This window comes from Lysinibacillus sp. FSL K6-1151 (assembly GCF_038630755.1).
GTDB classification, from domain to species: Bacteria; Bacillota; Bacilli; order Bacillales_A; family Planococcaceae; genus Lysinibacillus; species Lysinibacillus fusiformis_D.
Genome location: NZ_CP152040.1, coordinates 1745419 through 1771605, shown reverse-complemented (window position 1 = coordinate 1771605; position 26187 = coordinate 1745419). Strand labels below are relative to the sequence as shown.

At 41.0% G+C, this 26187-nt stretch carries 23 protein-coding genes; 6 read left to right on the top strand and 17 right to left on the bottom strand.

Going from position 1 to position 26187, the window contains the following annotated elements:
* Window positions 1-52: 52 nt before the first annotated feature.
* The 3 genes from MHI04_RS08355 (at window position 53) to MHI04_RS08345 (ending at window position 2352) form a co-directional block, all read left to right on the top strand.
* On the top strand, window positions 53-940 hold the full coding sequence (locus MHI04_RS08355) for a DMT family transporter (RefSeq protein ID WP_058844704.1): 888 nt from the start codon (window positions 53-55) through the stop codon (window positions 938-940).
* Entirely contained in the window at window positions 937-1899 is a 963-nt protein-coding gene (locus tag MHI04_RS08350; protein WP_036126588.1) for a carbohydrate kinase, read from the top strand. Before MHI04_RS08355 ends, MHI04_RS08350 begins: the two co-directional genes overlap by 4 nt.
* A 63-nt stretch (window positions 1900-1962) precedes the next feature.
* A complete protein-coding gene (locus MHI04_RS08345; RefSeq protein WP_089932503.1) occupies window positions 1963-2352 on the top strand; it encodes an RDD family protein in 390 nt (129 codons plus the stop codon).
* A gap of 240 nt (window positions 2353-2592) precedes the next feature.
* Here MHI04_RS08345 and MHI04_RS08340 read toward each other — a convergent pair whose 3' ends face one another.
* On the bottom strand, window positions 2593-3024 hold the full coding sequence (locus tag MHI04_RS08340) for a GNAT family N-acetyltransferase (RefSeq protein WP_058844702.1): 432 nt from the start codon (window positions 3022-3024) through the stop codon (window positions 2593-2595).
* 124 nt (window positions 3025-3148) lie between these two features.
* Here MHI04_RS08340 and MHI04_RS08335 point away from each other — a divergent pair, with 124 nt between their 5' ends.
* Window positions 3149-3601, top strand: a complete 453-nt coding sequence (locus MHI04_RS08335) for a MarR family transcriptional regulator (RefSeq protein WP_271912938.1) — start codon at window positions 3149-3151, stop codon at window positions 3599-3601.
* A gap of 42 nt (window positions 3602-3643) precedes the next feature.
* Here MHI04_RS08335 and MHI04_RS08330 read toward each other — a convergent pair whose 3' ends face one another.
* Window positions 3644-4999, bottom strand: coding sequence for an aspartate aminotransferase family protein (locus MHI04_RS08330; protein ID WP_249646016.1), 1356 nt, complete (start codon window positions 4997-4999; stop codon window positions 3644-3646).
* A 139-nt stretch (window positions 5000-5138) separates the two neighbouring features.
* Here MHI04_RS08330 and MHI04_RS08325 point away from each other — a divergent pair, with 139 nt between their 5' ends.
* A complete protein-coding gene (locus MHI04_RS08325) occupies window positions 5139-6776 on the top strand; it encodes a PucR family transcriptional regulator ligand-binding domain-containing protein (protein WP_058844699.1) in 1638 nt (545 codons plus the stop codon).
* Here MHI04_RS08325 and MHI04_RS08320 read toward each other — a convergent pair.
* The 12 genes from MHI04_RS08320 to MHI04_RS08265 form a co-directional block, all read right to left on the bottom strand.
* A complete protein-coding gene (locus tag MHI04_RS08320) occupies window positions 6765-7592 on the bottom strand; it encodes an ABC transporter permease (protein WP_249646014.1) in 828 nt (275 codons plus the stop codon). The genes MHI04_RS08325 and MHI04_RS08320 overlap by 12 nt on opposite strands.
* Before the next feature lie 12 nt (window positions 7593-7604).
* A complete protein-coding gene (locus tag MHI04_RS08315) occupies window positions 7605-8546 on the bottom strand; it encodes an ABC transporter permease (RefSeq protein WP_036123050.1) in 942 nt (313 codons plus the stop codon).
* A 16-nt stretch (window positions 8547-8562) separates the two neighbouring features.
* Window positions 8563-10119: an ABC transporter substrate-binding protein gene (locus MHI04_RS08310; protein WP_089932510.1), complete on the bottom strand. Its 1557-nt coding sequence runs from the start codon at window positions 10117-10119 to the stop codon at window positions 8563-8565.
* Window positions 10120-10144: 25 nt separating this feature from the next.
* Window positions 10145-11107 carry a P1 family peptidase gene (locus MHI04_RS08305; protein ID WP_089932512.1) on the bottom strand — a complete coding sequence of 321 codons (963 nt, stop codon included), beginning with the start codon at window positions 11105-11107 and terminating at the stop codon, window positions 10145-10147.
* Window positions 11108-11146: 39 nt separating this feature from the next.
* Window positions 11147-12124, bottom strand: a complete 978-nt coding sequence (locus MHI04_RS08300; RefSeq protein WP_036123042.1) for a dipeptide ABC transporter ATP-binding protein — start codon at window positions 12122-12124, stop codon at window positions 11147-11149.
* Complete coding sequence (locus tag MHI04_RS08295; protein ID WP_271912931.1) at window positions 12093-13127, bottom strand: ABC transporter ATP-binding protein; 1035 nt, start codon at window positions 13125-13127, stop codon at window positions 12093-12095. The genes MHI04_RS08300 and MHI04_RS08295 overlap by 32 nt, the downstream gene beginning before the upstream one ends.
* A 15-nt stretch (window positions 13128-13142) precedes the next feature.
* Window positions 13143-14597: an aldehyde dehydrogenase family protein gene (locus MHI04_RS08290; RefSeq protein WP_058844697.1), complete on the bottom strand. Its 1455-nt coding sequence runs from the start codon at window positions 14595-14597 to the stop codon at window positions 13143-13145.
* 10 nt (window positions 14598-14607) lie between these two features.
* On the bottom strand, window positions 14608-15354 hold the full coding sequence (locus MHI04_RS08285) for a glucose 1-dehydrogenase (protein ID WP_036127354.1): 747 nt from the start codon (window positions 15352-15354) through the stop codon (window positions 14608-14610).
* Window position 15355: 1 nt separating this feature from the next.
* A complete protein-coding gene (locus tag MHI04_RS08280) occupies window positions 15356-16444 on the bottom strand; it encodes a tartrate dehydrogenase (protein WP_058844696.1) in 1089 nt (362 codons plus the stop codon).
* Window positions 16441-17673 (bottom strand): M20 family metallopeptidase, encoded by a 1233-nt coding sequence (locus tag MHI04_RS08275; RefSeq protein ID WP_036121552.1) that lies wholly within the window; start codon window positions 17671-17673, stop codon window positions 16441-16443. The genes MHI04_RS08280 and MHI04_RS08275 overlap by 4 nt, the downstream gene beginning before the upstream one ends.
* A gap of 387 nt (window positions 17674-18060) precedes the next feature.
* The gene (locus tag MHI04_RS08270; RefSeq protein WP_330493837.1) at window positions 18061-19188 is read right to left on the bottom strand and encodes a virulence factor; all 1128 of its coding nucleotides are present in this window, start codon (window positions 19186-19188) and stop codon (window positions 18061-18063) included.
* 12 nt (window positions 19189-19200) lie between these two features.
* Window positions 19201-21087 (bottom strand): ABC-F family ATP-binding cassette domain-containing protein, encoded by a 1887-nt coding sequence (locus MHI04_RS08265; protein WP_249646006.1) that lies wholly within the window; start codon window positions 21085-21087, stop codon window positions 19201-19203.
* A gap of 784 nt (window positions 21088-21871) precedes the next feature.
* Here MHI04_RS08265 and MHI04_RS08260 point away from each other — a divergent pair.
* Window positions 21872-22201: a hypothetical protein gene (locus MHI04_RS08260; RefSeq protein WP_249646005.1), complete on the top strand. Its 330-nt coding sequence runs from the start codon at window positions 21872-21874 to the stop codon at window positions 22199-22201.
* A 19-nt stretch (window positions 22202-22220) separates the two neighbouring features.
* On the opposite strand, the gene MHI04_RS08255 is transcribed toward MHI04_RS08260, so the two are convergent.
* From MHI04_RS08255 to MHI04_RS08245, 3 genes are all read right to left on the bottom strand, one after another.
* Window positions 22221-22835, bottom strand: a complete 615-nt coding sequence (locus MHI04_RS08255; RefSeq protein WP_036121558.1) for an HD domain-containing protein — start codon at window positions 22833-22835, stop codon at window positions 22221-22223.
* Between the two features lie 705 nt (window positions 22836-23540).
* Window positions 23541-24584 (bottom strand): DUF917 family protein, encoded by a 1044-nt coding sequence (locus tag MHI04_RS08250; protein WP_340808768.1) that lies wholly within the window; start codon window positions 24582-24584, stop codon window positions 23541-23543.
* Window positions 24585-24598: 14 nt separating this feature from the next.
* Window positions 24599-26173 carry an OPT/YSL family transporter gene (locus tag MHI04_RS08245; protein ID WP_036123027.1) on the bottom strand — a complete coding sequence of 525 codons (1575 nt, stop codon included), beginning with the start codon at window positions 26171-26173 and terminating at the stop codon, window positions 24599-24601.
* Between the last annotated feature and the right edge of the window lie 14 nt (window positions 26174-26187).

Genomic DNA, 26187 nt, shown 5'->3' with positions numbered 1-26187 from the left:
CCGTTACTTATTTGCTTTAATAATTTTACAAAAAATAGAAAGAAGGTGTCATATGAACATCTCCGCAATGATTAAACTAACCGTCTCCATGGCACTGTTTGGTTCCATAGGCTTTTTTACGGTTCATACTGGTGTTCCTGCTACAGAGCTTGTCTTTGTTCGATGCATTTGTGCCACCCTCTTTCTAGGAGGAATGTGGCTTATTACAGGGGGGCATAAATCAGAGGTTTGGGATAAGAAGGAAATTCTCCAAACAATTATTTGTGGCGTCTTTATCGTTTTAAACTGGGTATTTTTATTTAAAGCCTTTGAAGAAATGTCGATTTCGATTGCCATTTCCATCTATAATTTAGCCCCTATTTTTGTCTTAATTTTAGGCGCTATCTTTTTAAAGGAAAAAATGACCATTCAAGCACTTGTAGCAACCATCACTTGCTTTATCGGTAGTATTTTCATCATTGGTCTCCATAATTTTGTGTCTTTCTCAGAGTTTATGCAATCTGGTTTTGTGTGGGCATTACTGTCAGCGGTCTTTTATGCCCTCACCATGCTAACAAGCAAAACCATTACGAAGCTTAGCTCCTATGCGTTAACCTATATTCAAACAACGGTTGGTATCGTCATACTACTGCCTTTCATCGACTTCTCCTTGTTTGAGGGATTAACCACTTCCAATTGGTTTTATATTTTGGGCACAGGCTTTATTCATACAGGATTTGTTTACTATTTATTTTTTGATAGTATTCGCAACCTTACAACCATTCTTGTATCCGTATTAGTGTTCGTTGACCCTGTTGTCGCGATTTTACTGGATATGCTGTTGCTTGATTTTATGCCAAGCATTATGCAAACGTTAGGTATCCTGCTTATTTTCGGAGGTATTTTCTATACAGTTTACATTCCGAAGAAAAAGCGGCTGCCACAGGAGGCATCCTCATGAGCAAGCTCTTTACTATAGGGGAATTACTAATTGATTTTACGCCAACAGAGCAGCATGGCTCCCTTGCCGATATCGAGCACTTTACTAAACATGCGGGTGGTGCACCTGCAAATGTAGCAGCGGTCTGTGCAAAGCTGGGTCAGCAGGCAGCTCTTCTAACACAGGTCGGTCAGGATGCCTTTGGCGATTTCCTAATAAAAACGTTACAGCAAACAGGTGTAGACACGCAGTACATTCGCCAAACAGCTGATGGAGAAACAAGTCTTGCTTTTGTCTCATTAAATGGTCACGGTGAGCGTGATTTTCAATTTTATCGCCGACATGCTGCGGACTTATTGTACAAGCAAGACTATCTCCCCTTACAATTACTCACTGCACAAGATATCGTTCATTTTTGCTCTGTTAATCTTGTGGAAAGCCCTATGAAGCAAGCACATCTTGCTTTTATTGAACAGGCACATCAAGCAGGTAGTCTTGTTTCCTTTGATCCGAATGTGCGCTTACCTTTATGGCAGGATGAGACTGCGTGTCGGGCAACCATCCTCGCCTTTCTACCTAAAGCACATATTGTGAAGCTTTCAGAGGAGGAGCTATTGTTTTTAACAGCAGTAGAGGAGGAACAGGCGGCCGTCCAAGCATTATTTCAGGGGCATGTAGCCGTCATCATCATTACACATGGCGCTGCTGGGGCTACTTTATATACGAAAAAGCTTCATGTAAAGGCTCCTGCTAAGGAGGTACAAACTGTCGATACGACAGGGGCTGGAGATGCATTTATTGGGGCAGTTTTAAGTAAATTCCTTCAACATCAACTAGCAGTAGCTGATGTTGAAACCTATTGCGAACAGCATGCGATGTCCCTGCTCACTTTTGCAAACCGTTATGCAGGGATTTCGACAACGAAGCATGGGGCCATTCCCTCTTATCCCGTATTGCCATTGGAAATAAATCAAGATTAACGCGAAACTTCTTGTCCTTATTTTTCGTATGTACTAGTGACAGAGTAATAAAGGAGGACATACATGGAGCCGATCACAAAAAGACGAACAGCAGCATTTTTAATCGATACAGCGATATCAACCGCAGTCACGTTGGGTGTTGAATATTTCCTACGAAAAAAAGTGAAAAACGAAGTCGTTCATGCGCTCGTTACGCCAACAGCCGTGCTATGGGCACTAGAATATGCACAGCTCCGTCAAAATGGACAAACCATTGGCTACAAAGCAATGAAACTGGCACTCGAAAATGAAGATGGCCATCCACTATCAGACGGTCAAATAATTAAACGAATGGCTTATCGAGACACCCTCAGTACGTTTGATTATCTAAAAAATCGCCAGACCTTTGAGCAACAGCATGGACAACGTCTACCTCATGACAATTTCGCAGGTACGATTGTCAAAGAAAAATAATTGAAAGCTGCCCAACTTTCTTTATGAAGGTAGTTTTTAATTGAAACTAGAATCCGTCGTGCAAAAAAATGGCTCCCCTTAGCTAAGGAGGAGCCTTTTCTAATGGCAGCTAAACATAAGTAGTGCCATTGAATTGTATACTTTATCGAAAACAGATCTTCCGCCTTCTCTCTGCAAACGAATACTAAGTGACAAAATCTAGCACTAATGAGAAGGTTATTGAAAAGACGATTTCGTCCACTACCAATATTTTTTCATTAAAATATGTGGGATGCCACAATCCATGAATTCTTCGCCTTCACGCTGGTAGCCTAATTTTTCATAAAAACCTTCTGCATAGGACTGGGCATTCAGCTTTACTTTTGTTAAACCTTTGTCTCGTGCGATTTGCTCTAAGCCCATAATGATTTCTTTCCCCAGGCCAAATTTACGGTATTGTTCCAATATACAAATACGTTCTAGTTTGCCATAGCCCTCCACAATGCGAAGCCTGCCTGTTCCAACAGGTTGCTCCTTGTAATACACAAGAATATGATCACATGGTGCATCGAGCGAATCAAATTCATCGTACTCTTCTACCTCAGGTACTTGTTGTTCTTCAATAAAAACATGTCGACGAAAATCGAACGCTGTTTGTAATTCTTCTTCAGTTGTCACTTTTTTTATGCTCATGAATATTCCTCCTAGTTTCTCCTATTGACCATCTTCACTAGGTGCAATTTCACTTCGAAGATGATACTATTAGTATAGAATAATTTTTATTGCAAATACAATAAAAATTTCAGGAGGATCGACCATGAAAGAAATTTTACGTGAAATAGGTGCTATTGCACGGGCATTAGACTCAATTAGTAATATTGAATTTAAGGAGTTGGATTTAACAAAGGGACAATATTTATATGTCATCCGAATTTGTGAAAATCCTGGTATCATTCAAGAAAAGGTTGCAGAGCTATTAAAGGTGGATCGTACGACTGCTTCGCGGGCTATTCAAAAATTAGAGACCAAGGGCTTTATTGAAAAGCGTATTGAACAAGGAAATAAAAAAAATAAATTGCTCTTCCCAACAGCAAAAAGCTTAGAGATTTATCCTTTCTTGAAACGAGAGGGCGAATATTCCAATGCTCGTGCACTTGCAGGTTTTTCCACTGGAGAGATTGACAGCATCCACAATCTACTAACGCGTGTTTTGCATAACATCGAGATTGACTGGGAGGATGTAAAAAAGGGGCATAAACGACACTATTAAAGGCGATTCCTTGTATTTCCACATGTTTGGAATCGCCACGTACTAAACATTGGCTGCCAATACTCTTTTTAACACGGCTACCATAAAATCAAGATCTTCATCAGTACAGCAAAGTGGCGGACTTAATATAATGATATGATGATAGCCCTCTACTGTTTCGCCATTTCTCCCAACAATTAACCCGTTTGCTTGACAATCAGCTATAATTTTCGCTATTCGCTCTGGCTTTGCGGGTGCTTGTGATGGTTTATCTTCGACAAGCTCGATGCCTATGAGCAACCCAAGCCCTCGTATATCTCCAACAAAGGGTAGCTCCAATAAGTCTTGCAAATCATGTAGCAATTGTATACCCAAATCTCTTGCGCGCTGTACGAGCCCTTCTTCTTCTATGATTTTTATATTTTCTAAAGCCACTGCACAGGCTGCTGGATTACCACCAAACGTATTAATATGCCGAAAATGACTATAGCCGTCCATCTCTTTAAATTTTTCATAAATGTCTTTGCGTACAGCCGTGATGGATAACGGTAGGTAGGCACTTGTTAACCCCTTTCCCATAGTAATGACATCTGGTCGAATGTCAAAATGCTGATGACCAAATAGCATCCCTGTTCGTCCAAAGCCACATATGACTTCATCAATGATAAGTAATACCCCATGTCGTCTACAAATGCGCTCGACTTCCTTAACATAAGTAGGGTGTGGAATAAGAACGCCACCACCAGTAATCAGTGGCTCCATAATAACGGCCGCTATTGTTTCTTTTTGCTCCCAAATGATCTTTTCCTCGATTTCACGAGCACATGCTAAACTATACGCCTCCACGGGCTGCCCTTTTGGTCGACGATAATGATCAGGTGGGGCAACATGCAAAAAGCCTGGTGTTAAGGGTTCATATTTATATTTACGTAAGGCCTGTCCTGTGGCTGCCAATGCCCCCAGTGAACTGCCATGATAACCTCGATAACGAGCAATGATTTTATAACGAGTTCCTTCCCCATTTTGTTGATGGTATTGACGTATTAGCTTAAAGGCTACTTCATTCGCGTCCGAACTGCTATTGGAATAAAACATCATATAGTCATCTTCTAGTAAGCTGTTCATTTTTTCAGCGAGTCTGATGGCCGGTTCATGACTTTGGGTTAAAGGGGCATAGCATAGCTTTTTCAGTTGCTCATACGCAACTTTAGCAAGACGCTCACGGCCATAGCCTACGTTCACTGCCCATAAGCCTGACATGCCATCTAAAAAGCGGTTGCCTAAACTATCGGTAATCCATGCTCCTTCTCCCTGTTCAATAATAGGGGGCGCATTGTCATTGTACATAGACATATGATGCCAAACATTTTCATGGTCTTTTTGCTGTAAATCATGTGTGAATTGATCGTTCTGCTCCATATCATGACCTCCAATCGTGATCATCGATGTCTTTTTATCTATCACCATTTTCCCTATTAAACTAGTTAATATTGAAATTTTCTGATTTCTCTAACATAATGAAATAGACATTGTACATTCGAAGGGCAGGTGCTAATTGATGGCGAAACATCCTCTACTCGTACGTGATGTCCTCAAGCGCAAGCATTTTGAATCAGCGAAGCTTATCGCTGGGCAGCATGGTCTTGATCGCCAAGTTTTATGGACACATATATTAGAAATCAAAGATTTTGATACATTAATTAATGGTGGTGAATTGATTTTAACTACTGGTGTTGGTTTACAGCTCGAACGTGAAACACAAATCGCCTACTTACAAAACCTTATTCGCAATGAAGCTGCTGGTCTTTGTATAGAAATTGGAGACTATTTCGATCATGTCCCTGTAGAATTGATTGCTATGGCGAACGCCCATCATTTCCCAATTATTATTTTTGAAGACATTGTACGATTTATCGATATTACGCAAGATTTACACACGTACATAATTAATCAACACCAGCAGGCACTAACACAGCTAGATACACTCTCCAAAACATTTATGGAATTATCGTTAATGCCAAATGGAATTTTAAAAATATTACAAGTTCTCCACCAAGATACGGATGCGCCCTTTTTATTTGTCTCAGAAGATACAAAAAGCTTTTATTATCCTGTGGAGGCTAAAAAATACTTGCGTGTTATGGAGGAGCATTGTCAGCAGTTAGAAATACAAGAGCCTCTACACCTTTTATCCATTGATAAGGATCATTTTGTCATCATCCCTGTGAATGGACTTGGACAAGTTTGGGGCTATTTATGTATGCATTCTGGACTGCCAAAGCCGAGTGATTACACCTTGTTGAATCTAGAACGGGCTACGATGTCAATAGCCCATATTTTAATGCGTAATCGCATGCTGCAGGAGCGACAGCAAAGCCGTGAGGATGAATTTATCCTTGCCTTAATTCAAGGACAGCCCGTTGATATACCATACTATCAAAGCTATTTGCCAATCGAGAGTCGTAATTTATTTTACCGAGTCGTCGTATTCAATCTTCATGATAAAGCTAATACAGTGTCTGAAGAAGAGTGGCAGGAAATACAGCTCCAAAATGCCATGTATATTCGCTCAATTTTAAAAAAGCTCGGATTTTTCCCTACTGTTTCGGTACGACAGCATGAGATTATTATTTTAGCCTTTTTTATTGCCGCAGATTATATGAAAGACAATCGTGATTCCTTCGATCAAGCTATTTCACAGATCATAGCGAGAAAAGCTGCACAGTTTTTTGAACAGCTTATCCTTAGCTGTGGCATTAGCAATGTCTATCAGTCGATTGAAAGTGTTCATCTTGGCTATAAAGAGGCGAAATCGGCCATTCAAATGCAACATCAGCAATTGGCTAGCTCCATCTATTATAAGGATCTAGGTGTCTATCGATTATTATTACAGCAGGATCAGACAGCTCTCCTACAATTTGTGAAAGATTATTTACAAGAGATATTGTTATTAGATCAAAAAAGTAGCCTTGATTTATTTCAAACATTAGCTGTTTATTTGGCCTGTAACGGGGCTAAAAATGATACAGCAGAACAGCTGTTTATCGTCCGTCAAACACTCTATAAACGAATTGAACGGCTAGAAAGTATATTAGGTGCTGATTTTTTACAAGCTCCCCATCGCCTCAATATTGAAATGGCTGTTAAGGCATATGAACTCTTACAAAAAACAGCACCTGATGTGTTACGATTTTGAACGTGGGTCCATAAAATCTCGTAAAGCATTACTGAGCATATATAAACCAAGCACAAGGATGGTAATGGCTCCTCCTGGCGCATACGTATACCAAGGGGCACCGATTAAATAGGCTTGTGAATCTTTTAACATTCTGCCCCAGCTAGGGTTTGGTGGTTGTACTCCAAGCCCTAAATAGCTTAGTGCTGCCTCGGCTAACATCGCCGTCGCAAATGTCACGGTTGCAGCCACAATAATTTGCGACGAAATGTTCGGTAAAATATGGCGGAACATAATGCTATAAGGCTTGACCCCGATTAATTTCGCTGCCAGTACATATTCCGAGTCACGTTGCTGCACAAAGCCACTACGTGCAATCCTTGCAATAGCTGGAATAGCGATAATGCCAAGCGCTATAGCGGTATTTGTAATCCCTGGACCGAATACTGCTACAAGCATTAAGGCTAAAATAATGCCTGGAAAAGCCATTAAAGCGTCCATCGTCCGCATAAAGATTTCATCGATCCAGCCACCAATATAGCCCGCAATACCACCGATAAGAATGCCAAACACCGTTCCAATTGCCACGGTTAATAGACCCACAGCAAAGGCTGTTTGTGTCCCCTTCATAATGCGGCTAAAAATATCACGCCCGAATTCATCTGTTCCAAACATATAGGCACCACCAGGTCCACGCAATTTTTCAGGTATATTCATCGCATTGACATCATGTGGTGTATAAAAGAAACTAACAAGCATGACGAGCAAAAAGCCGACAATAACGAGGAGACCAATGACTAAATTGATTTTTTTAGTATAGCGCTGTAGTTGTTTCATGGTAGCCACCTCTTAACGTAATCGAATTCTAGGGTCCAACACAGAATATAAAACATCAACGATAAAATTAATCATGACGACAGCTACTGTAATATACATGACAATCCCCTGCACAAGTGGAAAATCACGATTACTAATAGCCGTAATTAGTAGCTGACCGATACCTGGCAAGGAAAACACCTGCTCCACAATAATCGTTCCTGCTACTACCTCTGCCATGATCAAACCAAAAACCGTTAAAATCGGGATCATCGAATTTTTTAATACATGCTTATACATTACATTTTGTTCAGACATCCCTTTACTGCGAATTGTACGGACATAATCGAGTTGGACTTGTTCTAGAATAGCTGTACGGACATAACGGAAATTCACCGCAATTTGTGGAATGGCAATCGTTAAAGCTGGAAGAATAAGCGTGCTAAGTGCTCCTGCTATACTTTGGGTCCAAGGAATATAGCCACTAATTTTAAAGAAGCTAAACTGTAAGCCAATGTAAAGAATAAGCATCATCCCTAGCCAAAAGGATGGTACTGCCATCCCAATTTGCGTCATAGTGGATAATGACACATCACTTAATTTATTTTGTCTTCTTGCAGCAAACATCCCTAAAGGTAAGGAAATGATTAAGACCATAATAAGGGTAAGCCCTGCTAATGACATGGTGACAGGAAGTCGATCAAATAATAATTCTTTTACTGGCATGGAAAATCGAATGGAATTCCCTAATTGCCCTGTCAATAAGCCCTTCATCCAATCTACATATTGTTCATAAAGAGGACGATCCAAGCCGAGCTCAGATCGTAAATTTTCAATTTGTGTGGGATCCGCCTCCGTCCCTAACATCGTGCGAACCGGATCACCAGGTAATATTTGAAAAACGCCAAATGTAATGATGGATACTAGAAGGATGGTGATTATTAACAGGATGATTCGACGTAGGATATACATCATAAGCATTCATCCCTTTCTAGTTTGAAAACTTAACCTCAGACATATCATGGAACCAGAATGGATAACTCTTAAGCCCCGTCACTTGTTTGTCAGTACCCCACACGATTTGATAATCAGCAATGTAAACCGCAGTAGCTTGCTCTGCTAAAATTTCCTGTGCACGATGGTAGTAGTCGATTTGTTTAGCTTGATCAGTTTCCTTCAAGACATCAGCCATAATTTTGTCGTATTCTTCGTTTTTAAACAGGAAGAAGTTTTCACTATCATTTGTGGAGATATAGTCATTCAAAATTTCAAAGGCAGATGCACGACCTGTTAAATCAATCGTTGTCATCTCATAGTCGCGACCAAAGTACACACGATCTAGCCAGATACCCCATTCAACTACTTCAATTTCTACATCAATGCCAATTTCCTGCAAATTAGCCACTACAATTTGGGCAATATTTGAGTAAATATCATTATGTGAAGACACCGTTATTTTTGTTTTAAAGCCATCAGGATAACCCGCTTCCGCTAATAAGGCTTTCGCTTTTTCCACATCTCGCTCATACATGCTTTCTAAGCCCTTCTTTTGGAAGTCTCCCATTGCTGGACTCATATTAGATCCAAGAGGAACAGCATAGCCCGCAAATACAGAATCAATAATATCGGATTTACTAATGGCGTAATTGATCGCTTGACGAACCTTCACATTATCAAAAGGTGCCTTTGTTTCGTTAAAAGTAACGATTAATGATGAGTTATTATTTTGATGGGATAAATTATAGCTACCCTCTACCTCACCAACACGATGCCAAGGAACACTCGTTAAATCTACCTCATTCGCCATCAAGCTCATAATGGCTGCCTGATCATCTGATTGGAAGGCAAAGGTTACTTTATTCAAATAAGGCAATCCTTCCTGCCAATACTGCTCATTTTTCTTGAGCTCTAAATTGGTGCCAGGTGCGTATTTTACAAAGGCAAATGGTCCTGTCCCAATTGGGTTTTCATTATGCTTACCATCATTACTTTTAGGAATAATAGCTGATTGTCTTGCTGTTAATGAATACAAGAAATTAGAGTTCGGCTCTTTTAACTTGATAATAAATGTAGTCGCATCAGGTGCCTCTGTAGATGCTACATTATCAAAGTTATTAGACATTTTCTCCCCACCATTTTTCCCCATTAAACGGTCAAAGGAATATTGGATATCCTCCATCGTTAAATCATCACCATTATGAAACTTCACACCTTGGCGTATTTTAAACGTATACGTTAAACCATCCTCCGAGATGTCGTAGCTCTCTGCAAGCCCCTCTTTCAAGGAACCATCCGTTTCAGGTGCCATAAGCCCTTCAAACAGATTAAGTATCATTTGATAGGAAATAGACGCTGTAGCCTTATGTGGATCTAAAAAATCTGGATCGTCATTGACACGTACAACGATTTCCTGTGGAACATCGGCTACTGTTTGACCATCTGTAGAACTTGAACCTGTCGTATTTTTCTTTCCATCACCTGAACATGCTGTCATGATAATTGCTAATAACAATGTCACGAGCATCAGTCCTCTTTTTTTCCATTGCATAGTCGTTCCCCCTTTTCCCATATGCCTATCTTTGAATGCTTGTATAGCTTTCAACATCTGCCAATTTATCAGCGCCTTTAATGCCAGCGAGAATAGCTTCCTCCATTACCTTTGTTGCTAAATGTCCTAGATAATCAAGTGCATAAGGTTGATCGCCTGTCCCTAGCACAAAAATCGTATCGCCATCCAGCATGGTATGAACGGGATAAATCGTTCGTGCTAAAGCATTTTGCGTAAGCTGTGCAATTTTTTTAGCCTCTGCCTTCGTTAACTTGGCATTCACTGCTACCACACCGATCGTTGTATTAGTGCCAGCTAATGCCTCTGATTGTGCATGCTGCTCTAAATAGGCACAGCAATCCACCCACTGACCAGAATGCGCATCTCTGGCTCCTGCTAAAATTTGCCGTGTAGCAGGGTCCTTGACATCTCCCACGGCATTCACTGCCACGATGGCTCCTGCTACGAGACCATCTTTCCCCGCATAGGAAGCACTACCAAGCCCACCCTTCATCGCAAAATTAGGTCCTGCTAGTTTGCCAATAGTTGCGCCATAGCCAGCACCTATATTGCCATTGGTAAATGGGCCAACTTGTGCTGCTTGTGCCGCTTCATAGCCCATTTGCGCAGTAGGTCGAGCATGAGGATCACCGATAAATAAGTCAAAGAGAACAGCACTCGGCACAATCGGTATTTTTGCCACACCTGCATCGACACCAATTCCTTGCTCGGCTAAAAATTGCATGACACCTGTGGCAGCATCTAATCCGAAGGCGCTGCCCCCAGCTAAACAGATGGCGTGGACTCGATCAATTTCATTAATAGGGTCTAATGCATCTGTTTCACGAGTGCCTGGTGCAGAGCCTCGAACATCCACTCCACACACCGCCCCACTTTCTACTAATAGCACCGTGCAGCCCGTAATCCCTTCCTTATTTTCACGATGTCCGACTTTGACACCTGGCACATCCGTTATATTGCCAAACATCTGCAACACCTCCACTCTAAAACAAATTTAATTTTCTGATTATTTATCATATAAAAAGCAAGCCACTCGTTGATGATTATTTTCATGTTGAAGCATCGGTCTTTCCTGATGACATCTTTCCATCACAAATGGACAACGGGTATGAAAGACACAGCCAACAGGTGGATTCATTGGACTTGGTAATTCACCTTGTAAAAGTATTTCTTGTTTCGGCTCATCAAAATTAACGACTGGTATAGCAGATAGCAATGCTTGTGTGTAGGGATGTAATGGATTGGCGTAGAGCTCCTTCTTTGTCCCAATCTCCACAACTCTTCCTAAATACAGCACTGCCACACGGTCACTAATATGCTTCACAACACTTAAGTCATGTGAAATAAATAAATAGGTTAATTGAAATTCATCTTGTAAATCCATCATGAGATTAAGAACTTGCGATTGCACCGACACATCCAGAGCAGATACCGGCTCATCAGCAATAATGAATTCTGGATGTATCGCTAATGCTCGGGCAATACCAATTCGTTGTCGCTGCCCACCAGAAAATTCATGCGGAAACTTATGCATGGCATCCTCAGGTAGCCCTACCTTTTGTAAGAGCTCCTTCACACGCTCTTTTCGTTGTTCCTTCGTCAATGTTAATTGCAGTTTCATCGGTTCCTCGATAATAGAGCCGACCCGCATCCGAGGATTAAGGGAGGAAAAGGGATCTTGAAAAATCATTTGCATTTGATTGCGATAACTTTGTAGCTTACTGCCCTTTAAATGCTGGATTGGCTGCCCTTTATACAATACTTCCCCTGCTGTTGGTTCAACGAGCTTTAAAATCGTTCGCCCAAAGGTTGATTTGCCTGAGCCTGATTCTCCTACAATGCCCAATGTTTCTCCTCTAAAAATCTCTATTGAAATATCGTCAACCGCCTTGATGACCTTTTTTTCTTCCTTCATCGATTTGCGTTTCACAGGAAAGTAGGCTTTTAAATGATTAATTTCCAGCAAAACTTCTTTCTCCATCATGAGCCAGCTCCCCTTTCTCTGTGAATAAATGACAGCGTACTTTATGTGCCTCTTGAATGTAATGGATAGCCGGTTGCTCCACATGACAATGTGCCATCGCATGTGGACAGCGTGGGGCAAAGCGACAGCCATCAGGCAATGCATACGCTGGTGGTACGGTGCCAGGGATCGACGGCAGCCTTTTGACATCTGAATCAAGGCTAGGCATCGTTTTTAAGAGAGCAGTTGTATAAGGATGCTGCGGATTTAAAAAGAGCTCTCTCACTGGAGCTTCCTCGACAATTTGCCCTGCATACATCACCATGACACGATCGGCTGTTTCTGCAACAACACTCATATCATGTGTAATAAATAAGATGGCCGACTGATGGTCTTTCTTCATTTTCAGCATCAGCTTTAAAATTTGTGCCTGTACCGTCACATCCAGTGCTGTGGTTGGTTCATCTGCAATCAATAGCTGCGGATTATTAGACATCGCAATAGCAATCATGACACGTTGCCGCATTCCCCCTGATAGTTGATGAGGATATTCAGCAATCACCTTTTCTGCATTGGCAATCCCTACCTCCTGTAAAAGTAGTAATGCTTTCTTCCATGCCTCTTTTCTCGATACCTTTTGATGTCTGCGAATGCCCTCAATCATTTGATTGCCAATCGTAAAGACGGGATCTAAAGAGGTCATAGGCTCTTGAAAAATCATACTAATTTCATTACCACGAATACGGCTCATCTCTTTCTGTTTATAGGCGAGTAGATTTTTACCGTTTAAGGCAATGGAACCTGCTGTAATTTCACCTGGTGGTATGGGCAGTAAACGCATAATCGCTAAGGATGTGATACTTTTGCCGCTTCCTGATTCACCTACCAGTGCAACGGTTTCTCCTTTATGAATAGTAAAGTTTACATCTTCAACAACCTTCGCCTCTTTGCCATTTTTTAACTGGAATTGGATGGATAATTGATTGACCTCTAAAAGCACTTCTTTTTCTTTTGGCTGTTCCATATGCGTCCCTCCATCTCACTGTTGATTAGGTGGTGCATAGCGTATAGCGATGTTTTTCATTTGCGTATAGTTTCGCAGTGCAACAAAGCCCTTCTCTCGACCAATTCCGCTTTTTTTATAGCCGCCAAATGGCATTTGAATACCTCCAGCAGCCCCATAATTATTGACAAATACTTGGCCAGCCTGCACACGACTTGCCACATAATGAGCCGTATCAATATGCTGTGACCAAACACCAGCAACTAAGCCATAGTCAGTGCTATTGGCTAATGCAATAGCCTCGTCTGCGCTGGAAAATGGCAGGACGGTTAAGACAGGGCCGAAAATTTCTTCCTGCGCTAATGGATCATTTGGATCAACGCCATCCAGTATAGTTGGCTGTACATAAAAGCCCTTTTCATAGCCTTTTATCGTCACTGGTTCGCCACCCGTAATCACATAGCCATCTGTCTTTGCTTGTTGTAATAATGCCGTGATTTTCGTATATTGGCGTTCATTTAATAGCGGTCCCATATCCATATCCGCTTCCCCAGGTCCAACTTGTATCGCTTGGAATTTTTGCGCTAGTTGTGCAATGAATGTATCTTTAATACTTTCTTCAATGAGTAAACGTGCCCCTGCAGAGCAAGTTTGACCGGCATTTTGAATAATGGCACGTACAACCCCCTCTAATGCTTGCTCCATATCGGCATCTGCAAACACAATATTAGGCGATTTTCCTCCAAGCTCTAATGTCACAGGCACAACATTTTCTGCTGCTGCCTTCATCACCGCTATCCCTGTCGGCACAGAACCCGTAAACGTAATATGATTAATATCGGGATGTGACGTTAAATAGAGCCCAACCTCTCGCCCCAATCCTGTAATATGCTGGAAAATCCCTTTCGGCACTTTATTGGCAAACCATTCAGCGATGGCATGTGTTGTCAGGGGTGTATCCTCTGCACTTTTCACAATCACAGCATTACCAGTTGCTATAGCCGCTGCGACACTTCTTGCCGTAATTTGAATCGGATAATTCCATGGCACAATATGTACCGTAATGCCAACTGGCTCTAGCACTACCGCATTTAATAGTCCATCCTCAATCGGAATGGTATCCCCCATCACCTTATCCGCTGCACCACCATAAAATTCAAAATAGCGAGCCGCTGCTTCAATATCTGCTCTTGCCTGTGATAAGGGCTTTCCTACGTCTCGACATTCTAGTAAACTCCATTCCTCTGCATGCTGTCGAATATAATGGGCAAATTCAATTAATAACTGCCCCCGTTCATAGGCCTTCCATTGACGCCAGTCTTGTCCTTCAAACGCTAGACGGGCTGAATGTACTGCTTGTTCCACATGCGCTTTACTTGCATTGCTAATTTGTGCAATCACTTCCCCTGTCGAGGGATTTTTAACTTCTAGGTGTGTCTCTTCTTCACCATGAACCCACTCCCCATTAATTAACATAGGAATTTTTCTCATCGTACCCCTCCTATAATCCACGACCACCATCTACATGCAATGTCGTTCCAGTGACCATACTTGCCGCATCAGACAATAAATAGCTGACTGCCCCTGCTATATCCGCTGGCTGTACTAAGCGCCCAAGTGGGACAGACTGCACAAACACATTTTGCTTCGTTTGCTCTATATCAGCATCCTGTGCAGCAAATTGACCAAGCATTTGTGTGTCAGCTGGGCCTGGATGAATCGTATTAACGCGAATTTGGCTTGATGCAAGTTCAATTGCAAGCCCTCTTGTAAAGCTTTCTGCCGCCCCCTTTGAGGCAATATAAGCCTGTAAGCCTGGTCTAGGACGCACGGCAGAAATAGAGGCTATTGTAATAATGGAGCCCCCTTGCTGTTTTTTCATAAAAGGAACAACTGCTTTTGTCGTGATAAACAAGCTTTTTACATTGACATCCATTAAACGGTTCCACTCATCCATCGTGACCTGCTCAATCGGTGTCGCTGACTGGGCAATTCCTAGTGCATTGACAAGGCCATCTATTCTGCCATACTTGTCAAAAACCTGTTGGCAAATGCTTTGAACACGTTCCTCCTGCAATACATTGACTTCAACACATTGTAATGAATCATGGGCGATATCTGATAGTGCATCTATTGATAAATCAAGCCCTACAACCTGATTACCCTGCTTTAGCTGCTCTTGAATAATCGCTTTTCCCATACCGCCTCCTGCACCTGTAACTACGACCACCTTTTGCTCGATTGCCATCCTAAACACCTCCTGCTGTTAAAGTCCTATTAATGATTTCCTGACAAATTGCATCGCCCATTTGTGCCGTTGTCGCTTGTCCACCAATATCTGCTGTCTTTACGATACCTTCCTGTAGCACTGTTGTAATCGCCTTAACAATGAGCTGTTCTAAATCGCTTCTACCTTGATGTCCAAGAAGTAAGGCAAGCGACCAAATTTGTGCAATGGGGTTAGCAATGCCCTTACCTGCAATATCTGGTGCAGACCCATGAACAGGCTCAAACATCGATGGAAAATCCTTTTCTGGATTCAGGTTTGCCGATGGAGACAGACCAAGTCCCCCGACAATAGCTGAGCCTAAATCGGATAAAATATCGCCGAATAAATTGGACGCCACAACCACCTCGAAATCCTGTGGACGTTCGACAAAATAGGCTACCAAAGCATCAATATAAATGGATTTCAACTGTAGGTCTGATGAGCTTTGTGCCACCGTTTTTTTTGTCTGTTCATCCCAAAATTTCATCGAATGAATAATGGCATTCGATTTTGTCGCACTGGTGATATTGGTTTTACCATGTTGCTTGGCATAATTACAGGCAGCTCGGACAATTTTTTCAATGCCAATCCGCGTCATAATGGTATTTTGAATGGTCATTTCCTGTGGCTGCTGCTGATACAGTCGACCACCACTATCCGAATATTCGCCCTCCGCATTTTCACGGAAGATGACAAAGTCAATGTCTTTACCATTCGTTAAGGGAGATGCTATCCCTGGCAACGATTTAATAGGACGGAAATTCACATACTGCTGGAAATGTTTCCGAATAGGCATAATTAATTGCCAAACCGTGACATCATCTGGCACACGAGCATCGCCAATTGCACCAAATAAAATCGCATCATATGTTTGAAGTGTTTCCAATGCATTCTCGGGCATCATACAGCCGTGCTGCACATAATAATCAGAGCTCCAAGGAAAAATGGTCGTTTCAATGTGTAAGGAACTGTCCTGTTCCTGCAAACATGTCAGCACCTTTAATGCTTCCTGCATTACCTCTTTTCCTATGCCATCCCCTGGTATGACGGCCATTTTTATTGACGTCATTGTTCATCACCCGCCAAAAATTTTAATGCTGCTAAACGGTAAATAGCCGTTGTTTCTGCTAATTCTTCAAGCTCTACATATTCATTGATTTGATGAGGGATTTCGCGATCTCCAGCACCGACCGTCACAATCGGGATGCCATGAACATGAAGAAACGTACCATCTGTCGCACCCGGAACACCATTATATTTCGGTTCTTTCTCCGTCACCTCTGCCACTGCCTCATAAATAGCCTGTACCACAGGATCTTCCTTAGCCGTTGCAGTAGCCGGCCGATTATCAAGCACCGTTAGTTCGACTTTAAAATCAGGGTCATCTGCTTGTAACCGTTTAATAATGGTCTCGATTTTGCCTAATAGCTCACCATGATCCTGAGCAGGCACCGTGCGGATGTCGAGCGTCGTCATACAATGATCTGGAATGACATTGATTTGTGCATCACCTTTAACCGGCGCACGTAAAATCGTTGGTGTGATAGATGGCCAATTCAGCATTGGATCACGCCCTAATCGTGCTTGCTCCTCTTTTTCCAATTTTTCAAGTTCTACGATAAAACGCGCCATGCGCCAGTTTGGATTTATACCGCTCCACGAAATAGCACCATGCGCCATTTTACCGAAAATATCTACTTGTAAACGTATGGCCCCACGCTGTGCAATACATACATTATTTTCCTGTGGCTCACAGATAATCGCGCCATCCACTCCATCAGCCCAGCCATTTTTAATAAAATGCTTAATGCCAAGCATTAGCCCCTCTTCATCACAAGGAATACATAAAATAATCTTGCCAGTAAACTCCTCTCGATCTAGCAGCAATGACTGGCAAGCCGTAATCATACAAGCCAGATTCCCCTTTGTATCATTCGTTCCCCTGCCATACATACGCCCATCCACAATCTCTGCTCCAAATGGATCATAAGCCCAAGCCTCTCGATTGCCCTCTGTCACGACATCTGTATGTCCTTCGAAAAGTAATGTTTTCCCAGGCTTGCCCGAATCAATAATGCCAATTACATTCGGTCGCCCTGGCACAACTTCCTCTACATGCGTTTCGATGCCAATATCTCGTAAATAAGAGGCTACAAAAGTTGCCACCTCTTGCTCATTACCCTTCGGATCGTTCTCACGGTAAACGCTTTCAATTCGCACAAGCTTCTGTGTTAATGCAATGACCGCCTCACGATCACGCACATACGATTTCGTTGCTTTCAAACTAGTTACTGTCATGCAAAGGCCCCCCTATTTTTATAGAATATTCTGAATTTATGTTATTTTATCATTGTCCTTTCTCTATGAAACTAGACAATATGTTAATGATTCCTAGAATGACCTTAACTTTTTGTTTAGCAATAAAACGCTAGAAAATGACAAATTATTCTGTTTTACGTGAATTTTTGATAGATTTTTTGAATAAAGAAGAGTTTATGGTTCAATTTTGGGGTGCTTGATTTTATAGTGAGTGAGTCGGTGCATCCTACTTTTGAAAGACTTGTTCTCCTTTTAGAGCTGAGCCTCACGCTACTTATGAGCGACCTTTTCTTTTATTTGAGAGCGAACAACCACCCTATCCCCTCCTAAAACGAAAAAAACCAGCAGCTGCTGGTTTTTTCCTGTTTATTGTTGACGGGATTCGGTCATTTGCTTCCAGACCGAGCCTTTTGCTTCCTCACCTTGTTCGATACGAGCAATAGCCATTTTCACTTGTAATTTCACTTCGAATTCTTTATCATCCTCAGCCGCTTTTAGTGCTGGTAAAGATTGCTCCGTGCCGACCTCATATAAATACATCGCTGCACGCCAGCGAACCAATTTGTTTTTATCTTGCAAGGCTTGCTGCATGGCTTCTTCAAATTCTACAAGGCCAAGATCACTCATACAGTCGCCTGCTGTTCGACGTACTGCTGCACTTTTATCCTGTAAGGCTCTTTCTAAATAAGGCACAACAGCCACATCTTCAATCATGCCTAAGTAGACAGTCGCTAGTCGACGAATGGACATCTGTTCATCCTGTAAGGCTAAATCAAGTAATGGTAAATCATCTAGCTCTGGATCAGCCATTTGGTCGAGCAACTGGAAGCGTTTCTCCCATTCTGGTTGATTGAACTGCTCCACTGTCACTTTTATTTTAGCTGTTTTAATAGCTGCTTTTTCATCATCATTATTAATAGCTGTGACAATTTCTGCTAAACGCTCCGCAGAATACGTGACATCGATCTCCTGCTTGACTGTTTCTGCTATATCCTCAAGCTCGCCATAGCGTACACCATAATCAATCCATTTGCGTTGGAAAATATAGTTTTCATCTACTGCCGACTCAATAATTTGATTAAAGGCATCAACAAAGCGGTCGCCACAGCTAACACGATGTTCGCGCTGATTATCAAAAGCTTTTACTTGTAGTGGCACCTGCTTGTAAAACTGTACATGCACATAAACCTCACCATAAAATTCATTGGCTACAACGGTTTCATCCTGTGTTTGAACATCTTCCCCTAACACTTGACGAATGCTTGCGAGAATACCTTCCCATGCATATTTGGCATTACGCTCAACAGCAAAGAAATCGGCTACGTGGTAAACGCCCTTTACCCCTTCAATAGCTAAAATGGCTGCAGCCTCGCCAGTTGCCTCGTCTTTATTATCCTTTGTAAAATTATAGCTTTTCCCGAACGGTAGCTCTGTATCAACGACAATCTTCATCGAATTGGGACTTGGCGTCGGTTCAATTGTAATAATCTTCATGTCTATCGCTCCTTATCCGTTGACAATTTCATCTAAATAAGACCATCTTTCAATCAGATGCTCATAGTGAGCATTTAGCTCATCCAACTTAGCTGTTAATTCCTGTAATTTCGTAAAATCTGAGCCCGCATTCGCGATTCCGTCTTCGGTCTCCATAATGGCTGTTTCCGTCTTTTCAATGTCATCTGCAATCGTTTCCCATTCCTTTTGCTCTTTAAACGATAGCTTTTTCTTGTCTGATTTTGGCTTTTCGGTCTTTGCCTTTTCGACTTTTGGCGCCTCTGCTTTGACAGTAGCTGCCTGCTCGCGCTTCTCTAAATACTCACTGTATAGATCCAGCGTTTCCTCTACCTGTCCTTGTCCATCCAATATCCATAACTTTTTCGCAATTCGGTCTAGGAAGAAACGGTCATGGGAAATCGTGATGACAACGCCAGGGAAATGCTCAATGAAATCCTCTAACACACCCAATGTTTCAATATCCAGGTCATTGGTTGGCTCATCAAGTAATAAAACATTTGGTTGCTCCATTAATAAACGTAATAAATGAAGACGTTTGCGCTCACCACCAGATAATTTTCCAATTGGTGTACCATGTGCGTGCAGCGGGAATAAAAAGCGCTCTAACATTTGAGCCGCTGAATAGCGAACGCCCTCTGCATCGGTAATATCATTAGAAGCCTCACGTATATATTCAATCATACGCTCATTTTCATTCATTTTCGGCAATGTTTGCTTGAAATGTGCCAGCTTCACTGTTGACCCTACAAGAATTTCACCTTGATCGGGTGTTAGCTCCCCTGCCAGCATGTTCAATAAAGTTGATTTTCCTACACCATTCGCACCAATAATACCGATTCGGTCCCCCTGCTGTAGTAAAAATGAAAAGTGTTCAAGAATTTTTTGCTGTCCGAAGGCTTTCGAAATATTTTCAGCCTCCAGTACTTTTCGACCAAGGCGTGTAGTTGCAAGGCCCAATTCCAATGAAACATCCTCTGATTTGCGCTCTAGGTTATCCTCCAGCTTTTCAAAGCGTTGAATACGCGCTTTTTGCTTAGTTGAACGTGCCTTCGCACCACGACGAATCCATTTCAACTCTGAACGATAACGATTGCGATCCTTTTGGGCAGAGGCAGCCTTCATTTCCTCACGAATAGCACGTGACTCTAAATAATCACCATAATTTCCTGTATGACGATACAACGTTTGATCTGCAAGCTCGTAAATATGTGTCGATAATTCATCGAGGAAATAACGATCATGGGTGATGAAAATGACTGCACCCTTTAGACGTAGCACCATTTCTTGAAGCCACTCCGTTGACTCCACATCTAAATGGTTGGTAGGCTCATCCAATAAATAAAGATCTGCAGGCTCAATTAACACTTTGGCTAAGGCAACTCGTTTTTGCTGACCACCTGATAGCGTTAACACCTCTTTATCGAATGTTTCGATACCTAGCTTCGTTAATGCCGTTTTCGCAAGGGCATTAACATCCCATGCCTGCTCTTCATCCATGCGCTGTTGCAGACTAAACAATGTCTTTTGTAAGCTTTCGGATGTTGGGTTGACAGCTAGTGCAGCTACTGTATCTTCATATTGGCGATTGAGTTGTAAAATCGGTGAATCGCCTGCAAAGACAGCCTGTAAAACCGTTTCTCCAGCATTAAATGTCGGCTCCTGTGGCAAATAGGCAACACGGTATTTATTCGGACGATCGACTGTCATCATATCTGCTTCTATATCTCCAGCTAAAATGGATAACAGGGTTGATTTGCCCGTTCCATTAATACCGATTAAGCCTGCTCGCTCTCCTTCATAAATGGTAAATTCAATATTTTGAAAAAGCGTTTTATCGCCCACCGTTTTGGTTAGATTTTGTACGATTAAATGACTCATTCCACTATTCCATCTCTTTCATGTTAGGTATTGTTCATGCCCACACGATTTTTATGTAGACGATTATTGATATCCATTATTCATCATAACATCATTTGACAGGTAAACAAAGAACAACAACCCGTACTTACATTGGGTGATTGTCCTGTAAATATGGGTGTGTAAGTTAACAAAGCTTGATGATTCCTTGTTCTATGTCCTGTGGTTTAGAATAGGAATAACTGATTTTCATATTAGAGCTTTCCTACATACTTTCGGCTTTCAGCAATTGGCGCACTTCCCCAGAAGACCTGATTATTATTTGAGAAGCATTTACGCTAGTAAGATCATCTATTTTCCATGGATTCCTCTAATCTATCACGCTAAAATGTATAAGGCCCTTTATAGCCACTTATTGCATTTTTATGCTGATGTACTACAATGGTAAAAATTACCGTTTGAGATAACAAAAACATTAGTGTAACATAATATTCCAATCCATTTTTAGAAGAGTAACATGATGAAAATTTCCCGACTCGTTGTCGTTCTACCTACTTTGATGGTAGGTGCTTTTTTTATATATTTTTAGTGAAAATGATGATCGACAAGTGAGAATCTTTATAAAAGACAAATATGCCATGGATATAATCATAAAAAATAAAGGTTTTATTTCTGGTTTCCCATCGGATCAAAAATACATTGTCTATCAAGTACGGCCGATTTTATTAAGAAAATTGCAAATAATTCATTACAATAAAAGGGTTATGTCAACAACAACTATCCTATTTTTTAAGGGGAATTTTTTATGGAGCTTGCAGTCGTCATAAATTTAGTTTTATATATTGCCAACACTGTGTTTATTTTAGAAAAAAATGTAAAAAAAAGCAGTGTACTGAAGGGGAAAATTATATTTACCTTACTCAATTTTCTATCATTAGCTTGTGGTATATTCTTGCTGCAATTTGCTTTTGCTATTAGCCAATTCGATGCTGTCACAGAAAATGATACGGCCATCGATGTGAAAACGAAAATGCTATTTGCGATAGAAGTCTTTTATTTTGTCATACTGAACGCATTCTTCACAATTTTGGTGTTACGAAAGAAATACCCGAATGAACAAGAACCGCCCTTCTAATGAAAGGCGGTTCTTTGTGCTATTGACCGATTTCGTGCTGTAATTGCTTTAAAAAGCTTTCCATAAATTGATGACGCTCTAAGGCCATTTGCTTGCCCTTTTCTGTCACCATTAAATCTTTTAGTAGTAGTAATTTCTCATAAAAATGCGTAACAGATGCAGTATTTTTTTGACGATATTCTGACTCAGACATATTTGTACGTGCGTCTTCGTCCTTATCATATAGCTTGCGACCTTTTGCTCCACCGTAAGCAAATGTTCTAGCGATGCCAATAGCCCCAATCGCATCTAAACGATCAGCATCTCGAACAATTTTTGCTTCCAATGAGGTTGCTTCTAGCTCATTTCCACCATTAAACGACACTTGTGCGATACAGTCTCGAATATGCCGCTTTTTTTCCTCGCTAACAGGTAACTCTGCAATAAGCTGTTCTTCCTGTTCCTTGCTATCAGTATACTTTTTGTCACTAACATCATGCAAAAGCACCGCTATTTTGACCACCTCAACATCTGCTGTAGGCTCGGTATGTAAGATAGCTAATGCGTTTTGATAAACGCGTTCAATATGTTGAAAATCATGACTAGCATCAAATTGTGCATATACTTCACGTACTTTATTCATTAAATGATCCATCATGTACTCTCATTCCTTTCCTATAAGATTATACTGTACTTTTTCGAGTAAAAGGTAATGTAGTAAAATAAAAAAACAACACCATTTCAATTGACAAATTTTTCTGAATATTATATGATAAACGTACAGAACAATCTATTTGTTCTGTATCTCATATTTTTTTAGTCGTGTACAACAGCTATGTGTTTGACAAATGGAACATCAACTTCAGCGGGCTTACAATTGAATAACCTGTTTTAAAGATGACGTGCGTATTGAAAACCAATCATCTAAACAAATAAAAGTGAACACTTTCCCTTAGAAATTCTTTGTTTAACCCGCATAGCCATATGTACATGCCAAAAAATATGAACAACAAGTTAGTTTGATGCATGACCAAAAGGATTTCACTAGATGTAGCAAAAGTGAATTGTTTTTTATTAATGGTTGTTACCTTCTTCTAGTCAATTATTTGAGTATGTATGAACGTAGCTCCTCCCATTAATGAAAATCGTGCACGATCCTTGTTTACAGCTTGTGAACACCATGTTCAATGAGTTGTGCTCATTAGAATGAAAAACATGTAAGCCATAAATGTATGAAGCGATAAAGGAAGTAGGAACAATTTTGATAAAAAGTATGACCCTCCCGCTGAAGGACAAATAAAAGCTGCCCATCTTACAATCAAGTAGATGATGGCAGCTTTTACTGTTTTGTCTTTTTTCTTTACAGTACGTCTTGAATGATTGCATCAATCTCCTGTAAAAGGGCTTCATTTTGCATCGTTGAACTTAATTTCAAATTAGCTTGGTCTACGTGGATAACTGCTACATGCATCCCCTCTTGAATACTTGCGCTTGGCACAGGAATCATTTTTTCGATATCGAATGTCATAATGAGATCTGGAAATTTCGATTGCACCTGTCCTTCCTTCGATAACGTCATATATTCATTCCAGAAAGTTAGGTGATAATCACCAACTGCTAATTTCCCAACATCAAAGCCATTTTCCTTCGTTAATGAATATCTCTTTACTGTACCTGAAACGATGTGTACCCCATTCAATTGCTGTAAAACATGAGCTAATTTTTCTTCAAAAGTTTGTCCCTTTAAAAAGCCATAGCCAAGCTCAATGGCCATTGTGATGGCATTTGGTGCACCATGCTTCTGTAGATAGTCAATCGTCACTGGATTTCTTGTTACGCCTACAAGCCCACCCGCTAAAATAGAGGCTTGGCGTGCTGTTTTTGCCGTATTGTGTAAAGTTCCTTCCACAAAACCTTGAACTGCAAAATGAGCTTTTCCTCCTGCGTAAAATTGTACGGATTGATAATTTGATTGTTCATGTAGATTTAAAGAACCCATAATACCTGTCGGATGTGCTCGTCCATTACAAGGAGCGTCAACGACTGGGACATTTAATAGGACCGACTGTAACCAGCCATTAATCGTCGTATTGGCACCATTTTCATTCGTAATGATGCCCTTCAGACGTTGATCGCAATAGTGATTCATACTATGGTAGCTCCAACAAAGCTGCTCGCTAGAAATGTATTGATCGGCTGCTGATGGTGCGCCGACCATTGCTACACATGCCACTAAGTCCTCATGATTTAATTCAGAGATATCCATTAATTGAGGTGTCCCAGCAGCAAAGATTTCCTCCACTAGCTTGAGCCCTTCCTCTAGGAGACCACCTCCGCCACCACCAAGGATTGCTCCTCCATAAACTGCAGCAATCCCATCCTCATATGATAATACTTTTACCATTTCCTTACTCCTTTCTATTTCCCTATTTTTAGAATAGAAGAGAAGAAGCTATACAACGCATCTCCAGCAATGACACCCGCTGCAAAGACCGTCATTTCAGATTCTCTCTTGCCTTTCGTCATATACGTGAAAATAACACGAAGCAAGATACCCACTAATACAGCCCAACCAGCAATCGGGTTAATCAGTAATAAACCAGTAGCAAACAGGATACCCATTTGTCGTTTTGAACCACCTATTAATTGAATCAATGCACCAGGAATCGCCCAAATCATTAATTGTTTCGCTACATCGCCTGTAACACCTGATTGAATTGTCGCTGCATAGACATGATTCACAGGTGCTACTAAACCTTGTGCAAAATAAGATTTATAGGAAAGTAGAACAACTACTGCTGAAATCGAGAAGGCTAACATACCCGCAATCATTTGCTGCTTGCGTCCTTCTTTTTCTAAAGCTGGGTCACTACCATTTCCACGTAAAATGAAACCTGTTTTCAAATCATAGCCCATATCGGCAAATGCTACCCCCGTAGCGGCACTATAGCCTGCTAATAAAGCAAGTGCTGGTGCTGGGAAACCTATTAAAATACCAACAATTAGTGTAATAAATGCCACTGCAAATGCTGGGAACCAACCTGCATGCATCGCTGCAATACCAACGATTAGCTCATGGACAAATGCTGCAATTGTTGCGAAAATGATGAAGCCTATTAACATACCGAATGACATATGTGTAATTATTCCGCCTAAAAGGGCGATTAATAATGCAATGACTAAATAAGCAATAAAACCTACACCAAAACCTTGGCGAATTTCTTTAGCATCTTTTGAATAGCTTAATTCTTCTGACTTTTTAGCAGAGCGTTTATTCATTAATGTAAATGCTACTTGGAAAAGAGCCACAATTCCGGCACCAATCATAATACCATGTGGAATATAATAGGCATTTAAATCAACATTAAATAATTGAACAGAATAGCCTCTTAGTAAAAGACCAATTCCAAACATCGTCAGCGCCCAAATATTGCCGATGAACGCCACCCCAAAAGCTGACATTGGAATTTTAAGAACAGCTCCCACGATACCGATTAATACACCACCAACTAATACCTTTGCATTTTTACCGCCTTTATCGCCAGCTTTAATAGCTTCAGCAGTTGCAATCCCTGGTGGCCAAGTACCTGCTGCCGGGAAAATCTTTGTATCAAAAAATTTATATAATAATAAAGCATCAACAAACATCGCTAAAATAACACCGATAAATAATGGTAAAACTAAATTTTCATAACCTAAAACGTATGGAATACCGATTGGCAGCATTAAGCTACTTGCTGCACTAAATGTAGCAGATGAAATCGCCGTTTGAATAATATTTTGTCTGTGCACGGATTTGAATGCAATGAGCTTTCCTATTGGTATTCTTCCGAGAATCATCGCAAATATTGCCCCAACGATCGATGTATTAGCAGAAATCCCTAAAGTTGTAATCAGTTGAATCCCAATAATAGCCCCAACGACAGATGTTAAGACAATCATTAGTAACGTTACAGGCTCTAAAGCCCTAGGATGTAATACTTTATTATTCATAGTGACAGCTCCCC

What these genes read in the sequence shown, in the direction of transcription:
- MHI04_RS08325 (WP_058844699.1), top strand. Translation starts at nt 5,139, where the DNA reads ATGGCGAAACATCCTCTACTCGTACGTGATGTCCTCAAGCGCAAGCAT.
- MHI04_RS08270 (WP_330493837.1), bottom strand. Translation starts at nt 19,188, where the DNA reads ATGAAGATTATTACAATTGAACCGACGCCAAGTCCCAATTCGATGAAG.
- MHI04_RS08335 (WP_271912938.1), top strand. Translation starts at nt 3,149, where the DNA reads ATGAAAGAAATTTTACGTGAAATAGGTGCTATTGCACGGGCATTAGAC.
- MHI04_RS08295 (WP_271912931.1), bottom strand. Translation starts at nt 13,127, where the DNA reads ATGGAACAGCCAAAAGAAAAAGAAGTGCTTTTAGAGGTCAATCAATTA.
- MHI04_RS08340 (WP_058844702.1), bottom strand. Translation starts at nt 3,024, where the DNA reads ATGAGCATAAAAAAAGTGACAACTGAAGAAGAATTACAAACAGCGTTC.
- MHI04_RS08280 (WP_058844696.1), bottom strand. Translation starts at nt 16,444, where the DNA reads ATGACGTCAATAAAAATGGCCGTCATACCAGGGGATGGCATAGGAAAA.
- MHI04_RS08255 (WP_036121558.1), bottom strand. Translation starts at nt 22,835, where the DNA reads ATGGATCATTTAATGAATAAAGTACGTGAAGTATATGCACAATTTGAT.
- MHI04_RS08250 (WP_340808768.1), bottom strand. Translation starts at nt 24,584, where the DNA reads ATGGTAAAAGTATTATCATATGAGGATGGGATTGCTGCAGTTTATGGA.
- MHI04_RS08355 (WP_058844704.1), top strand. Translation starts at nt 53, where the DNA reads ATGAACATCTCCGCAATGATTAAACTAACCGTCTCCATGGCACTGTTT.
- MHI04_RS08305 (WP_089932512.1), bottom strand. Translation starts at nt 11,107, where the DNA reads ATGTTTGGCAATATAACGGATGTGCCAGGTGTCAAAGTCGGACATCGT.
- MHI04_RS08310 (WP_089932510.1), bottom strand. Translation starts at nt 10,119, where the DNA reads ATGCAATGGAAAAAAAGAGGACTGATGCTCGTGACATTGTTATTAGCA.
- MHI04_RS08275 (WP_036121552.1), bottom strand. Translation starts at nt 17,673, where the DNA reads ATGACAGTAACTAGTTTGAAAGCAACGAAATCGTATGTGCGTGATCGT.
- MHI04_RS08350 (WP_036126588.1), top strand. Translation starts at nt 937, where the DNA reads ATGAGCAAGCTCTTTACTATAGGGGAATTACTAATTGATTTTACGCCA.
- MHI04_RS08345 (WP_089932503.1), top strand. Translation starts at nt 1,963, where the DNA reads ATGGAGCCGATCACAAAAAGACGAACAGCAGCATTTTTAATCGATACA.
- MHI04_RS08315 (WP_036123050.1), bottom strand. Translation starts at nt 8,546, where the DNA reads ATGATGTATATCCTACGTCGAATCATCCTGTTAATAATCACCATCCTT.
- MHI04_RS08320 (WP_249646014.1), bottom strand. Translation starts at nt 7,592, where the DNA reads ATGAAACAACTACAGCGCTATACTAAAAAAATCAATTTAGTCATTGGT.
- MHI04_RS08265 (WP_249646006.1), bottom strand. Translation starts at nt 21,087, where the DNA reads ATGAGTCATTTAATCGTACAAAATCTAACCAAAACGGTGGGCGATAAA.
- MHI04_RS08330 (WP_249646016.1), bottom strand. Translation starts at nt 4,999, where the DNA reads ATGGAGCAGAACGATCAATTCACACATGATTTACAGCAAAAAGACCAT.
- MHI04_RS08285 (WP_036127354.1), bottom strand. Translation starts at nt 15,354, where the DNA reads ATGGCAATCGAGCAAAAGGTGGTCGTAGTTACAGGTGCAGGAGGCGGT.
- MHI04_RS08300 (WP_036123042.1), bottom strand. Translation starts at nt 12,124, where the DNA reads ATGATGGAGAAAGAAGTTTTGCTGGAAATTAATCATTTAAAAGCCTAC.
- MHI04_RS08260 (WP_249646005.1), top strand. Translation starts at nt 21,872, where the DNA reads ATGGAGCTTGCAGTCGTCATAAATTTAGTTTTATATATTGCCAACACT.
- MHI04_RS08290 (WP_058844697.1), bottom strand. Translation starts at nt 14,597, where the DNA reads ATGAGAAAAATTCCTATGTTAATTAATGGGGAGTGGGTTCATGGTGAA.
- MHI04_RS08245 (WP_036123027.1), bottom strand. Translation starts at nt 26,173, where the DNA reads ATGAATAATAAAGTATTACATCCTAGGGCTTTAGAGCCTGTAACGTTA.